The organism is Enterobacter cloacae complex sp. IR5459 (assembly GCF_049238005.1).
Taxonomy (GTDB): domain Bacteria; phylum Pseudomonadota; class Gammaproteobacteria; order Enterobacterales; family Enterobacteriaceae; genus Enterobacter; species Enterobacter hormaechei_C.
This window is the reverse complement of sequence record NZ_JBMKIG010000010.1, coordinates 51,953-66,034: the sequence shown is the minus strand read 5'-3', so window position 1 is coordinate 66,034 and position 14,082 is coordinate 51,953. Positions and strand designations below refer to the sequence as shown.

The window sequence follows — 14,082 nt, the reverse complement described above, 5'->3', positions numbered from 1 at the left end:
CTTTTTCCCCTCAGTGACAGTCGCCTGCTGGGCTGTTACAGCAGGTCGTTGGGGTTTTGCGCGTTGCCAGCAGGTTAACGTCAACGCGGCTACGCGCCCGGCGCAGCAGGCCAATCACCATTACGTTAAACAGGATCACCGCGAGGATACAGACCAGGCTGTAGCGCGGATGCTGGCTGTAATTGACGGCCTGATAAAACACGGTCGCCAGCGAGTAGGCAATGTTCAGCCCCCACAGAATGGAGAAGCCCATCCAGCCGCGGCTGGACTCACGGGCAATGGCGCCCATGACCGAGATGCATGGAATATAGAGCAGGACGAAGATCAGGTAGCTGTAGGCCGCCGACGCGCTGCCAAATTTCTGGCCCATCACGCCCATTGCTCCGGTCGCCATTTCGCCGTCGCCTTTGCTGGCTTCAATCGGGTTCGCCAGTACGCTCAGGCTGAAGGTGTCTTTGAGGCTCTGCCAGGTCTCTTCCACCGCGCCAAGCAGTTCATCGCCGAGGTTGAACGCTGCCGGATTAAACTCCTCTTCCTGGATGTTTTCCGCGGTGTAAAGCGTGTTCAGGGTGCCGACAACTACCTCTTTTGCCATCGCGCCGGTGAACAGGCCCACGGTTGCCTGCCAGTTGTCTTCCTGAACGCCAATCGGTTTGAAGACCGGCGTAATGATCCGGCTGACGGAGGCCAGGGCAGAGTCATTAATGTTGTCCGCGGCCTGGCCGCTCAGGGTGAAGCTGTTCAGGGCGCTCAGGAAAATGCTGACCACCACAATCACCTTACCGGCGCGCAGAACGAAGCCCTTCAGGCGCTGCCATGTCTGAATAATCAGGCTTTTCAGATGCGGAACGTGATAAACCGGCAGTTCCATCACGAACGGCGACGCTTCGCCACGCATGATGGTGTGCTTCAGCATCAGGCCGGTGAGAATAGCCATCACGATACCCAGCACATACAGGGAGAAGACGGCCAGCGCCCCTTCCTGACCAAAGAACGCCGCGGCAAAGACCGCGAAGATCGCCAGACGCGCGCCGCAGGACATGAACGGCGCCATCATGATGGTCATCAGGCGTTCGCGCGGGGCATCCAGCGTACGCGCGCCCATCACGGACGGCACGTTACAGCCGAAGCCGACAATCAGCGGCACGAACGATTTGCCCGGCAGCCCCAGCGCCTGCATCAGGCGGTCCATTACGAAGGCCGCGCGCGCCATGTAGCCGGAATCCTCAAGGAAGGAGAGGAACAGGTACATCATGCCGATCTGCGGTACTAGTGGCAGGACGGTATTAATCCCGCCGCCGATCCCCTGCGCAAGGAAGATGGTCAACCATTCCGGGAAGTGGAGGGTGTAGCCCAGCCACTGAATACCGTGTACGAAGATAGCGACAGAGCCGCCATCAAAGATAGGTTGTAATGCACCGCCGATGTTAATGGCGAGCAGGAACATCACGTACATCACCAGTAAAAAGATCGGCAAACCAAGGAAGCGGTTGAGCACAATCTTATCCACGGCGGCGGTGAAGCGGCTGGGTTCAGCGGTTAATGCATTGCTGACCACGTCACAGATAGCGGCGATAGCCTGATAGCGCGCATCCGCAATATGCAGAGCGGGATCGTCCAGCTCGTCGCTCAGGCGAGCCTGCGCGACGCCCAGCTTATCCGCCGCATCGCCTGCGTAGGCGCGGCTGTAGATATCGCCTTCCAGCATTTGCAGGCCAAGCCACAGACGTTGTCTGGCGGGCATGCTGTTGTCCATCTCCTGCGCCAGTTGCCCGGCTTCGCGCAGCAGGGGTTGGGCGTAGTGCACCAGTTCGACGTCGGCATTGCCCGTGTGGCGGTCAATCGCCAGCTTCAGGGCGTCAATGCCGCGCGCGCGGGTAGAAACCAGCGGAACCACCGGGCAGCCCAGACGGGCGGAGAGGGCGTCGACGTCGATGCGCAGCTTTTGCTTCTCGGCGATGTCGAGCATGTTAAGCGCCACGATGCAGGGAATACCCAGCTCCAGCAGCTGTAACGTGAGATACAGATTTCGTTCGAGATTGGAGGCATCCACCACATTGATGAGCAGATCCGCGTCGCCGCTCAGAATATAGTGGCAGGCAATTTGCTCATCGAGTGAGGTCTGGGATGAAATCGTGGTGAGTGAATAGGTCCCCGGTAAATCAACCAGCGTGACCTGATTATCTGTTGTAGTGAACTGGCCCTCTTTGCGTTCCACCGTCACGCCTGCCCAATTTCCCACACGCTGGCGTGCGCCGGTTAACTGATTAAATAAGGTTGTCTTGCCGGAATTAGGATTGCCAATTAAGCCAATAGTTAATTTTTTCATTGTAATAGACTCACTGAAACCGCTGGCTTGTTAACGGGATAAAGATTCAACTTCAATTAATGCGAGGTCTTTTTTACGCAGAACCAGATTAACGCGTCGGGTTTCGATATGAACAGGATCGCCCAACGGCGCAACGCGCACCACCTGGAACGATGAGCCGGGTAGCATGCCCAGGGACAGCAGCTTCTGCCGATAGGCCGGGTTTATCTCACGGGTAAAACCGATAATTTTCCACGCACTGTCTGGAGTGAATTGCATAGCGCCTGATTCCACGAGAGGTTAAATAATCTACACTGCGATGATAATGAGAATAGTTTTTATCAGCAATAATAAAAATGTGACGGGATGTTGTTAATCGTATTAATTTGCGGTCTGCTTGACCTTGCTCAATATTTGCGAAATTGAGGTGAAAATAAAAAGAAGGCTATTTGTTAATGAGGTGATAATTCGTGGTTTAAATATGTATACAACTTATTTATTTTAATTCCCTGCGGCCTGCTTGCCGGGCGGCACTGCGTTTGCCCGGCCTACAAAACCGTAGGCCCGGTAAGCGTCGCGCCACCGGGCATTTACAGTATTAGCGTTTCTTACCCATCGCCGCTGCCAGCGCATCCATCATCGCGCTGTTGCCTGCTGGCTGTGCGTCACGTCCGCGTGGCTTCGCGGCTTTCGCTGCCGGACGCTGCTGTTCACGGCCACCGCCATTACCGCCACGGCGCGCGTTAATGTCGCCCGGCTGCTCGTCCAGACGCATGGTCAGGGCAATACGCTTGCGCTGGAGATCCACTTCCAGCACTTTCACCTTCACGATGTCGCCCGCTTTGACCACGGTGTGCGGATCTTCAACGAACTTGTCGGCGAGGGAAGAGATATGCACCAGACCGTCCTGATGCACGCCGATATCCACAAACGCGCCAAAGTTGGTGACGTTGGTTACCGCCCCCTCCAGCACCATGCCCGGCAGCAGGTCGTTCATGGTTTCCACGCCGTCAGCAAAGGTCGCGGTTTTAAACTCAGGACGCGGATCGCGGCCCGGTTTTTCCAGCTCTTTGATGATGTCAGTGACCGTCGGCACACCGAACTGTTCGTCAGTGAAATCCACCGCTTTCAGGTTACGCAGCGCGCTGCTGTCGCCCATCAGGTCTTTAAGCGCCTGCTGAGTCGCGGCCAGGATGCGCTCAACAACAGGGTACGCTTCCGGGTGAACGGTAGAGGCATCCAGCGGGTTATCGCCGTGGTTGATGCGCAGGAAGCCCGCGCACTGCTCAAATGCTTTCGGCCCCAGACGGCTCACCTTCAGCAGCTGCTGGCGGTTCTGGAACTGACCGTTCTCATCACGCCAGGCGACGATATTCTGTGCCATCATACGGGTCAGGCCCGCCACGCGGGTCAGCAGGGGAACGGAAGCGGTGTTCAGGTCCACGCCGACGGCGTTAACACAGTCTTCCACTACCGCATCCAGCTTGCGCGCCAGCTGCGTCTGGCTCACGTCGTGCTGATACTGGCCCACACCGATGGATTTCGGGTCGATCTTCACCAGCTCCGCCAGCGGATCCTGCAAACGACGGGCGATAGAGACCGCGCCGCGCAGGGAAACGTCCAGATCCGGGAACTCCTGCGCTGCCAGCTCAGAGGCGGAGTAGACTGATGCCCCCGCTTCGCTGACGATCACTTTCTGCGCCGTCACTTTCGGGAACTGCTTCTGCACGTCGAGATAGAAACGTTCGGTTTCGCGGGACGCCGTACCGTTACCGATGGCAACCAGCTCAACGTTGTACTTCTCGCACAGCGCGGCGACGACGACAGCCGCTTTCGCTGCCTGACCGGTGTGCGGGTAAATGGTGTCGGTGGCAACGAGCTTGCCGGTGCCGTCAACCACGGCCACCTTCACGCCGGTACGCAGACCCGGATCGAGACCCATGGTGGCGCGCAGGCCAGCTGGCGCAGCCATCAGCAGGTCGTGCAGGTTACGGGCGAAGACGTTGATCGCTTCGTCTTCGGCGCGCTCGCGCACGGTGCCCATCAGCTCGGTTTCGAGGTGCATCAGCACCTTGATGCGCCAGGTCCAGCTCACCACGCCTTTGCGCCAGCTGTCCGCCGGTGCGTTGTTCAGGCGCAGGCCCAGATGATCCACAATGATCTGCTCGCAGTGGCTCTCTTTTGGCGGCTCGTCAAACTGCGGATCGGCATTCAGGGAGAGTTGCAGCACGCCTTCGTTACGGCCGCGGAACATCGCCAGCGCGCGGTGAGACGGCGCGGTAGAAATGGGTTCGTGGTGATCGAAATAGTCGCGGAATTTCGCGCCTTCTTCCTCTTTGCCGGACACCACGGTGGAGACGATATGCGCGTTCTTCCACAGGTAATCACGCACTTTGGCCAGCAGCGCCGCGTCTTCGGCGAAGCGCTCCATCAGAATATAGCGAGCACCGTCCAGCGCGGCTTTGGTGTCTGCTACGCCTTTATCGGCGTCGATAAACTTGGCGGCTTCGGTTTCCGGATCGTGAGACGGCTCGTTCCACAGCAGATCGGCCAGCGGCTCAAGGCCGGCTTCGATCGCAATCTGCCCGCGCGTGCGGCGCTTCGGTTTATACGGCAGATAGAGGTCTTCGAGTTCGGTTTTACTCAGGGTACCGTTAATGGCTTTTTCCAGGTCACTGGTCAGCTTGCCCTGCTCGCCGATAGATTTGAGGATCGCCTGACGTCGGTCTTCCAGCTCGCGCAGATAGCCCAGACGGGTCTCCAGGTTTCGCAGCTGCGTGTCATCCAGACCGCCGGTGACTTCCTTACGATAACGTGCAATAAACGGCACGGTGTTCCCTTCATCAAGCAGGCGAACGGCAGCTTCTACCTGTTCGGCTCTGGCCTGAAGTTCACCCGCAATAATGCGGCAGAGCGACTCTTTCATCATGGTCAGTTCATCTTGTGGATCGAAAATCAGGGGGATAGTTATACGGGCTGACACCAAAAAATGCCAGCCGGGGAGGGCGCTCTCGGACTATTTAACATACACGATTTCGTTGACGTACCAGCTTGCTTCACCTGCGGGCGTCTGGACAACGGCTAAATCGCCCACCTCTTTTTTCAGCAGGGCGCGGGCCATGGGTGAATCGATAGAAATGTAATCCTTACGACCGAAAATTTCATCATAGCCGACGATACGAAAACGCAGGGCGTCGCCGTTGTCGTTTTCAATTTCGACCCACGCGCCGAAGAACACTTTACCTTCCTGCTGCGGGGAGTAATCGACAATTTTGAGATTCTCGAGACACTTCGTCAGGTAGCGTACCCGGCGATCGATTTCGCGCAGTCGCTTTTTATTGTACTGATAGTCCGCATTCTCGCTGCGGTCGCCCAGACTTGCGGCCCAGGTGACTTTTTTGGTCACTTCCGGACGCTCTTCGCGCCACAGGTAATCCATCTCTTTTTTGAGTTTCTCGTACCCTTCGCGGGTGATCAGAGGCGTTTTCATGGTGCAGCCTTTAATGCCGGTTAACTGTCTTTGCGCACAATACGTAGCGCACAGTGTAACAGACAAGATTAATAATGATTTATGTGATGAAATGAACAGATAAGCTGCTGTTAAATATGCTTTGTAACAATTTCGTCTAGAATTTATACCAGAATTTGCTGGTCGAACCCGTGCACTTTTTTAGAATACGCTGTTCCAGGCTTATCCGAACCTTTGGGAGTACACACAATGCAAGAGAACTACAAAATTCTGGTCGTAGATGACGACATGCGCCTGCGTGCGCTGCTGGAACGTTATCTGACCGAGCAGGGCTTCCAGGTTCGTAGCGTCGCGAACGCGGAACAGATGGATCGTCTGCTGACGCGTGAATCTTTCCACCTGATGGTGTTGGACCTGATGCTGCCTGGCGAAGACGGGCTCTCTATTTGCCGCCGTCTGCGCAGCCAGAGCAACCCGATGCCGATCATCATGGTGACGGCGAAGGGTGAAGAAGTCGACCGTATTGTCGGCCTTGAGATTGGCGCTGATGACTACATTCCAAAGCCGTTTAACCCGCGTGAACTGCTGGCGCGTATTCGCGCCGTGCTGCGTCGTCAGGCGAACGAACTGCCGGGCGCGCCATCTCAGGAAGAGGCCGTCATTGCATTCGGTAAGTTTAAGCTGAACCTCGGCACCCGTGAGATGTTCCGTGAAGATGAGCCAATGCCGCTCACCAGCGGTGAGTTCGCGGTGCTGAAAGCGCTGGTCAGCCACCCGCGTGAGCCGCTCTCCCGTGACAAGCTGATGAACCTGTCGCGTGGTCGTGAATACTCCGCGATGGAGCGTTCTATCGACGTGCAAATCTCTCGTCTGCGTCGTATGGTGGAAGAAGATCCGGCGCATCCTCGTTATATTCAGACCGTTTGGGGTCTGGGCTACGTGTTTGTCCCGGACGGCTCTAAAGCATGAGGCGAATGCGCTTCTCGCCGCGAAGTTCGTTTGCCCGCACGCTGTTATTGATCGTCACCCTGCTGTTTGTCAGTCTGGTGACGACCTACCTGGTGGTGCTGAACTTTGCAATCCTGCCGAGCCTCCAGCAGTTTAATAAGGTGCTGGCATACGAAGTGCGTATGCTGATGACCGACAAACTGCAACTGGAGGACGGCACGCAGTTGGTTGTTCCCCCGGCGTTCCGTCGGGAAATCTACCGTGAGCTGGGCATTTCTCTCTACTCGAACGAAGCGGCGGAAGATGCCGGCCTGCGCTGGGCGCAGCACTATGAATTCCTCAGCCAGCAGATGGCGCAGCAGCTTGGCGGCCCGACGGAAGTGCGCGTTGAGGTCAATAAAAGCTCGCCGGTTGTCTGGCTGAAAACCTGGCTGTCACCCAACATCTGGGTGCGTGTTCCGCTCACCGAGATTCATCAGGGCGACTTCTCACCGCTGTTCCGATACACCCTGGCGATCATGCTGCTGGCCATCGGCGGCGCATGGCTGTTTATTCGCATCCAGAACCGACCGCTGGTCGACCTGGAGCATGCGGCATTACAGGTCGGTAAAGGTATTATCCCACCGCCGCTGCGCGAGTATGGCGCATCGGAAGTGCGCTCGGTAACGCGTGCGTTTAACCACATGGCGGCAGGCGTTAAACAGCTGGCGGACGACCGTACGCTGCTGATGGCGGGGGTCAGCCATGACCTTCGCACGCCCCTGACGCGTATCCGGCTGGCGACGGAGATGATGGGCGAGCAGGATGGCTATCTTGCAGAGTCCATCAATAAGGATATCGAAGAGTGTAACGCCATCATCGAGCAGTTTATCGATTACCTGCGCACCGGGCAGGAGATGCCGATGGAGATGGCGGATCTGAATGCGGTTCTGGGCGAAGTGGTTGCTGCCGAAAGCGGCTACGAACGTGAAATTGCGACCGACCTTCAGGCAGGTGAGATTCAGGTACGTATGCACCCGCTCTCCATTAAACGCGCGGTGGCGAATATGGTGGTCAACGCGGCGCGCTACGGCAACGGCTGGATCAAAGTCAGCAGCGGTACGGAACTCAACCGCGCCTGGTTCCAGGTGGAAGACGATGGCCCGGGCATCAAGCCTGAGCAGCGTAAGCACCTGTTCCAGCCATTTGTGCGCGGCGACAGCGCGCGCAGCACCAGCGGAACCGGCTTAGGCCTGGCGATTGTGCAGCGTATTGTGGATAACCATAACGGACTGCTGGAAATTGGCACCAGCGAGCGGGGTGGTTTGAGCATTCGTGCGTGGTTACCGGTGCCGGTTTTACGGGGTCAGGTGAAAGAGAGTTAAAAAAGGGTGGGGCCTGATGCCCTCACCCCGGCCCTCTCCCACGGGGAGAGGGAAAAAACATTAAAAAAGGCAACTTTCGTTGCCTTTTTGCTTTTACCTACAGCTTCGGTCCAGCACTCACCAGCGCAGCACCCGCCGGGGTGTCGGTATACTTCTCGAAGTTTTCGATAAACAGTTTCGCCAGCGATTCAGCCTTCTCACGCCACTGTTCCGGTGAACCGTAGGTGTTACGCGGATCCAGGATACGCGTATCCACGCCCGGCAGCGCTGTTGGGATCGCCAGATCGAACATCGGCAGCGTAAAGGTCTCGGCGTTATCCAGCGAACCATCCAGAATCGCGTCGATGATGGCGCGTGTATCTTTGATGGAGATACGTTTGCCCGTACCGTTCCAGCCGGTGTTTACCAGGTATGCCTGGGCGCCGGATGCCTGCATGCGTTTCACCAGCACTTCCGCGTACTGCGTTGGGTGCAGCGACAGGAACGCCGCGCCGAAGCAGGCGGAGAAGGTTGGGGTTGGCTCGGTCACACCGCGCTCGGTACCCGCCAGTTTAGCGGTAAAGCCGGAGAGGAAATGGTACTGCGTCTGGCTGGCGGTCAGGCGGGAAACCGGTGGCAGCACGCCGAATGCATCTGCGGTCAGGAAAATCACCTTCGTGGCGTGACCCGCCTTCGATACCGGCTTGACGATGTTCTCGATGTGGTAGATCGGGTAAGAGACGCGGGTGTTTTCGGTTTTAGACGCATCGTCGAAGTCGATAGAGCCATCGGCACGCACGGTGACGTTTTCCAGCAGCGCATCGCGGCGAATCGCGTGGTAGATATCCGGCTCTGCCTCTTCCGACAGGCGAATGGTCTTCGCGTAGCAGCCGCCTTCAAAGTTAAACACGCCGTCATCATCCCAGCCATGTTCATCGTCGCCAATCAGACGACGTTTTGGATCGGTGGACAGCGTTGTTTTACCGGTGCCGGAAAGGCCGAAGAACACTGCTACATCGCCTTTTTCCCCGACGTTCGCCGAGCAGTGCATGGAGGCGATACCGCGCAACGGCAGCAGGTAGTTCATGACCGAGAACATCCCTTTCTTCATTTCGCCGCCGTACCAGGTACCGCCGATCAGCTGGATACGCTCGGTCAGGTTGAAGGCGATAAAGTTTTCGGAGTTCAGACCCTGCTCTTTCCACTGCGGGTTGGTGCATTTCGCGCCGTTCATCACGATAAAGTCAGGGGTGAAGTCTTGCAGTTCTTCATCAGTTGGACGAATGAACATGTTCTTCACAAAATGCGCCTGCCAGGCCACTTCGGTGATAAATCGTACGGAGAGACGGGTGTCGGCGTTAGCGCCGCAGAACGCATCAATAATAAACAGACGCTTGCCGGAAAGCTGATGGGTGACAAGTCCTTTCAGATGCTGCCAGGTTTCCGGGGAGAGCGGTTTGTTATCGTTCTTTCCTTTGCCCTTATCAGCCCACCACAGCGTATCGCGGGTGGTGTCGTCTCGGACGATATACTTATCTTTCGGCGAACGACCGGTAAAAATACCCGTATCGACGGCGATAGCACCCAGGTTCGTCAACACACCGCGCTCGTATCCTTCCAGTGCCGGATTGAGCTCTTCCTGATACAGCGTATCGTAATCGGGGTTGTAGACCACTTCCTGGACGTCGTGAATACCATAAGCCTTGAGATCTTGCGGGGTTAAACCATTAACACGCATATCACTGCTCCTTAGCCAATATGTACTGCCTGAAATTGTAGGGTTTTTCTGGGGATGTTAACCGCGACGGGGCTCATAGATTTACGTATCTGGTCAAAACCCTTACTAACGGAAAACGCTGCGACTCCAGTCACAGGGCGGGCAGATTATCGCAGGAATCGCTTTTTGGATGGGGAAAATGTTCTTAAAAGGTTAATCTCTGGTGAATTTATCCAGAAGAATGTGAATGTAATCGCATACATGTAAGAAAATTACGTAAGGGTTACACTGGGAAAACGATTCAGGTCTCTTGGGTCAGCTATTTTCAGAGTTTGAGGTGGGGGCCAGAGTTTTGCTTTGATGAGACAATAGATTTTTCATGAACAAGGGATGAGAAATGGAAAACCGTGAGACGTTATCCGCTTTAACGCGCGTAGCCGTCGTGCTGGCGGGGGCTCTACAGGGCGTAATTTGCTATGTAATTACGTGGTATATCGAGTACGCAAAATTGCCATCGGATACGCTGTGGCTGATGTGTGTAGTACCTGCCACCGTGGTAATGACAACCACGTTGTCTCTTGCCATGACGTCATCCAGAAAGCCATTTTTGTGGCTGTCACTCGGGATGATCGGCGCGGCAGTCGCGGGTATGGGCGGCTGGCTTAAGTGGAGCGTTGCAGGACTCGAAAGCTGGAATCTCAGAGATGAGATGCTCGTTTTCGGCTTTCATCTGCTGCTGATGACGCTGTTCGTGTTGCCATGGCTTCAGCGGCGTCTGGATCCCGTCCCGACTACCTCGTTCTACAGCGACTTTTATCAACGAAACTGGCATAACGCGCTGACACTGCTCATTATTTTTGTTTCGAATGGTCTCTTCTGGCTGGTGCTTTTCCTCTGGGCCGAGCTTTTCGAACTTATCGGCATCGGCTTTTTTGATCGTCTTTTCTTTCATTCTGACGGGTTTATTTCAGTGGCGATTGGCGTGGTTTCAGCCAGTGCGGCCGTGCTCACGCGTATGCAGGTAAGGTTAATCCATGCCTTGCAAAATCTGCTGACCCTCATCGCCACCGGTCTGCTTCCCCTGATGGCGGCGCTGGCGCTGCTCTTTATTGGCGCGTTGCCTTTTGTCGGCTTTGAATCCATTTCAGCCAGAATATCCGCCGCGGGCTTGCTGACCACCTTAGCGCTGCTGCTGTTATTCCTGGTGACGATAGTGTGGCATCCACAGCGTCAAACACTGCCTTACTATGCCCCGCTGCGAGGGATGATTCGCCTCGCTGTGGCTATCGTACCCGCGTATCCGGTTCTGGCGGGGTGGGCGCTGTGGCTACGCATTTCGCAATACGGCTGGTCACCCGAGCGTCTGTACGGGGTATTGATAACCATCGTGGCGCTGGTCTGGGCGATCGGTTTTTGCGCCAGCGCTCTGATTCAGCGCCGTGAACCGCAGAAGATCCATGCGTACGTCATCCCGGCGACCGGGCTGCTTTCCCTCATTTTCCTGGCGTTGGTCCATACCCCCGTGCTGGATCCGTGGCGAATAAGTGTTGCAAGCCATATGGCCCGCTATCAGGACGGCAGAATAACTGCGGATCAAGTCAGCCTGTATATGCTCAGTAACGCTGGACGAAAGGGGCGGGAGGCGATGCTCACGCTGCAAAACGATCCGCAGTTTATCTCTAACCCAAAACGCCAGCGTGAAATAAATGGTCTTCTCTCCAGGAATGCTGGCGGAGCAGGTAAGATGACCGCCGCGATGCTGGAAAAACAGGTCCAGCTCGCACCGGGAATGGCTCATCCTGATAAGACATTGTGGCAAGCCATGCTCAGCAATCAGTATCGCTTCGAGAGCTGCGATAGCGCCCAGAGTAACTGTTTACTTATGCCGCTGGATCTTAACAGCGACGGCAAGCCGGAAGCCGTGCTATTTCAATTTACCGATCGCACGATCGTGGCTTACACACAAACTAACACGGGCTGGAGGATCGCCGGGGACGCGTGGAAAATGCCGGAGGCATTGACCAGAGGAGAACTTGACCGCGCATTAAGGCAGAGGAAAGTGAAATCTGTCGTGAAGCCCTGGGCGGATATTGAGATTTTTGGGGAGCGTGTCGATATGAGCTACGACAGTTACAATAATGCGCAGTGGCGTTAGTGCTTTTTCTTGCCGGGTGGCGCTACGCTTACCCGGCCTACAATTAGCAATCATATCAAAAAATTGCACAATTCATTGTAGGCCCGTGCGAGCATAGCGCCGCCGGGCATCAGGCTCAGAGCTTAGTGAACCTGCGGATCCGCCGGAGAGGCGTTATTGCGGATCTCCGCGATATCCATCGAATTAAACACGTAGTGCGTACCGCAGTAATCACAGTGCATATCGATTTCACCGTCTTCCGCCATGATGCTGTCGATCTCTTCATCCGGCAGCGTTTTCAGGGCGCCGGCACAACGCTCGCGGGAGCAGGTGCACTTAAATTCCACCGCCTGCGGATCGTAAACCGTCACTTCTTCTTCGTGGTACAGACGCCACAGCACGTCGGTCGCCGACAGGGTGAACAGCTCTTCCGCTTTGATGGTTTCCGTCAGCGTTGCCAGATGCTCGAAATCATTGGTCTGTGCATCCTGCGCAGGCAGAACCTGAAGCAGCATACCACCGGCAGCAGGCTGACCATCTACTTCACCGGTGCGGATGAACAGACGGGTTGGCAGCTGTTCGGAACGCATGAAGTAATCTTCCAGGCAGGCGGCAAGCGTGTCGCCTTCCAGACCGACAACGCCCTGATAGCGCTCACCCTCTTCAGGCGAAATCGTGATAACCAGGTAGCCATTTCCGACCAGCGTTTTCAGATCCGCATTTTCAGGGATATCGCCCTGAACGCGCGCCACGCCGCGCATTTGCTGCTGGTTATTACCGTTGATCACCGCCAGCGACATCGGGCCATCACCCTGCAACTGAACGGTAATATCGCCAGCGAACTTCAGCGTGGCGGTCAGCAGGCTGGTGGCAACCAGCAGTTCGCCCAACAGGGTTTTCACCGGCAGCGGGTAGTTGTGGTTTTCCAGAATCTGTTTCCAGGTTTCGGATACGGTGACCAGCTCGCCGCGCACGGCGAATTGTTCAAACAGATAGCGGTGTAATTGGTCGTGTTGGGCCATTTTCATCTCTCGTGCAGGTGAGGGTTACTCGCTCTCACCGTGTTTAAATTTCATCAGATCGCGGCGCTCTTTTTTATCCGGTCGCCGGTCCGGGTGAGGCATAGTTAGCGCGTTCATTTTGCGCGCCAGCGCGGTTTTCTCGCGCTTCTCTATGCTTTCGGCCGTCTCTTCATACAGCAAAACGGCTTCGGTTGCGGGCCGCCGTTGTTCGGTAATGGCTTTCACCACCACCGTTTTCTCATCGTTGCCCTGGCGAAGCGTTAACGTGGCATTCAGTTCAACCAGCTTGCTCGGTTTGCTGCGCTGACCGTTGTAATGCACCTTTCCGCCGTCAACCATTTCACGGGCAAGGGCGCGCGTTTTGTAAAAACGGGCGGCCCACAGCCATTTATCCAGTCTTACCCCATCAGAGGGTTTTTCTTTCATGGCGTCTCCTTCACGGTGAGTGAGGGGATCATCCGGCGATAGTCGTTCAGCCCCGGATGTCGCAGATAGCTTTTTTCAGCCAGGCCGGAATCCGGATTGGTCACGCCCAGACAATAGCGAATGCCAAAAGCGGCCGCAGAATCCAGAATCGGCTCGCTGTCGTCAATAAACAGCGTGCGTTCCGGCTGTAAACCGGTCTCTTCCACCACGGCATGCCACAACCGCTGATCCTCTTTCGGATAACCAAATGTGTGGGTGGAAAGCAATAAATCAAGGTGTGAAGCAAGACCGGTATGTTCCAGCTTCACGGCCAGGTTATGGGGATGCGCATTCGTCAGCAAAATGCGGCGCTTACCGCAGGCTTTCAGCGCATCCAGGAACGGGACCGTATCGTCGCGCAGTACGGCGCGTGCGCCCTGGGCGGTGGTCATGGCACAAATATCCAAACCGAGTCGCTCGCTCCAGTAGTCAAGACAGTACCAGTTTAGCGTATGCTGCACCGCGCTATATTGCGAACGAATGAATTCCTGCGCTTCTGCCGGGGAGATCCCCTGCTGTTCACCGTAAGTTTCCGGGACCAGCTTTTGCCAGAAATAGTTATCAAAGGCGAGATCAAGCAGCGTGCCGTCCATATCAAGCAGGACGGTATCGACCGCCTGCCAGTCGATATCAAGATGCATAAGGGGGAACTCCAGCCAGAAGAAACGTGCGCGAC

Annotated in this window: 11 protein-coding genes; 3 read left to right on the top strand and 8 right to left on the bottom strand. The window is 56.0% G+C overall.

Annotated features, from left to right (window positions below; translation table 11 throughout):
* Positions 1-10: 10 nt before the first annotated feature.
* From feoB to greB, 4 genes are all read right to left on the bottom strand, one after another.
* Entirely contained in the window at positions 11-2,329 is a 2,319-nt protein-coding gene (gene feoB, locus ACOTX4_RS19355; protein ID WP_003861609.1) for a Fe(2+) transporter permease subunit FeoB, read from the bottom strand.
* A 30-nt stretch (positions 2,330-2,359) separates the two neighbouring features.
* Positions 2,360-2,587: a ferrous iron transporter A gene (gene feoA / locus ACOTX4_RS19350; protein WP_045330060.1), complete on the bottom strand. Its 228-nt coding sequence runs from the start codon at positions 2,585-2,587 to the stop codon at positions 2,360-2,362.
* A gap of 319 nt (positions 2,588-2,906) precedes the next feature.
* Entirely contained in the window at positions 2,907-5,237 is a 2,331-nt protein-coding gene (locus ACOTX4_RS19345) for a Tex family protein (RefSeq protein WP_045330117.1), read from the bottom strand.
* An 87-nt stretch (positions 5,238-5,324) separates the two neighbouring features.
* A complete protein-coding gene (gene greB, locus ACOTX4_RS19340; RefSeq protein ID WP_045330063.1) occupies positions 5,325-5,798 on the bottom strand; it encodes a transcription elongation factor GreB in 474 nt (157 codons plus the stop codon).
* A 228-nt stretch (positions 5,799-6,026) separates the two neighbouring features.
* Between greB and ompR the strand changes: the two genes are divergently transcribed.
* Both ompR and envZ read left to right on the top strand, forming a co-directional pair.
* The gene (gene ompR, locus ACOTX4_RS19335) at positions 6,027-6,746 is read left to right on the top strand and encodes a two-component system response regulator OmpR (protein ID WP_199351455.1); all 720 of its coding nucleotides are present in this window, start codon (positions 6,027-6,029) and stop codon (positions 6,744-6,746) included.
* Positions 6,743-8,089 carry a two-component system sensor histidine kinase EnvZ gene (gene envZ / locus ACOTX4_RS19330; RefSeq protein ID WP_003861615.1) on the top strand — a complete coding sequence of 449 codons (1,347 nt, stop codon included), beginning with the start codon at positions 6,743-6,745 and terminating at the stop codon, positions 8,087-8,089. Before ompR ends, envZ begins: the two co-directional genes overlap by 4 nt.
* 97 nt (positions 8,090-8,186) lie before the next feature.
* Here the strand turns inward: envZ and pckA are convergent, their stop codons facing one another.
* Positions 8,187-9,806, bottom strand: coding sequence for a phosphoenolpyruvate carboxykinase (ATP) (gene pckA, locus ACOTX4_RS19325; protein ID WP_003861616.1), 1,620 nt, complete (start codon positions 9,804-9,806; stop codon positions 8,187-8,189).
* A 376-nt stretch (positions 9,807-10,182) separates the two neighbouring features.
* Between pckA and ACOTX4_RS19320 the strand changes: the two genes are divergently transcribed.
* Positions 10,183-11,940 (top strand): DUF4153 domain-containing protein, encoded by a 1,758-nt coding sequence (locus ACOTX4_RS19320; RefSeq protein ID WP_045330066.1) that lies wholly within the window; start codon positions 10,183-10,185, stop codon positions 11,938-11,940.
* A 122-nt stretch (positions 11,941-12,062) separates the two neighbouring features.
* Here the strand turns inward: ACOTX4_RS19320 and hslO are convergent, their stop codons facing one another.
* Genes hslO through yrfG form a run of 3 tightly spaced genes read right to left on the bottom strand, consistent with a single transcriptional unit; the run spans position 12,063 to position 14,047 of the window.
* Positions 12,063-12,947 (bottom strand): Hsp33 family molecular chaperone HslO, encoded by an 885-nt coding sequence (gene hslO, locus ACOTX4_RS19315; protein WP_006812239.1) that lies wholly within the window; start codon positions 12,945-12,947, stop codon positions 12,063-12,065.
* Positions 12,948-12,965: 18 nt separating this feature from the next.
* Positions 12,966-13,367 (bottom strand): ribosome-associated heat shock protein Hsp15, encoded by a 402-nt coding sequence (hslR, locus tag ACOTX4_RS19310; protein WP_003861618.1) that lies wholly within the window; start codon positions 13,365-13,367, stop codon positions 12,966-12,968.
* Positions 13,364-14,047, bottom strand: a complete 684-nt coding sequence (gene yrfG, locus ACOTX4_RS19305; RefSeq protein WP_006812237.1) for a GMP/IMP nucleotidase — start codon at positions 14,045-14,047, stop codon at positions 13,364-13,366. Before yrfG ends, hslR begins: the two co-directional genes overlap by 4 nt.
* Positions 14,048-14,082: the final 35 nt, after the last annotated feature.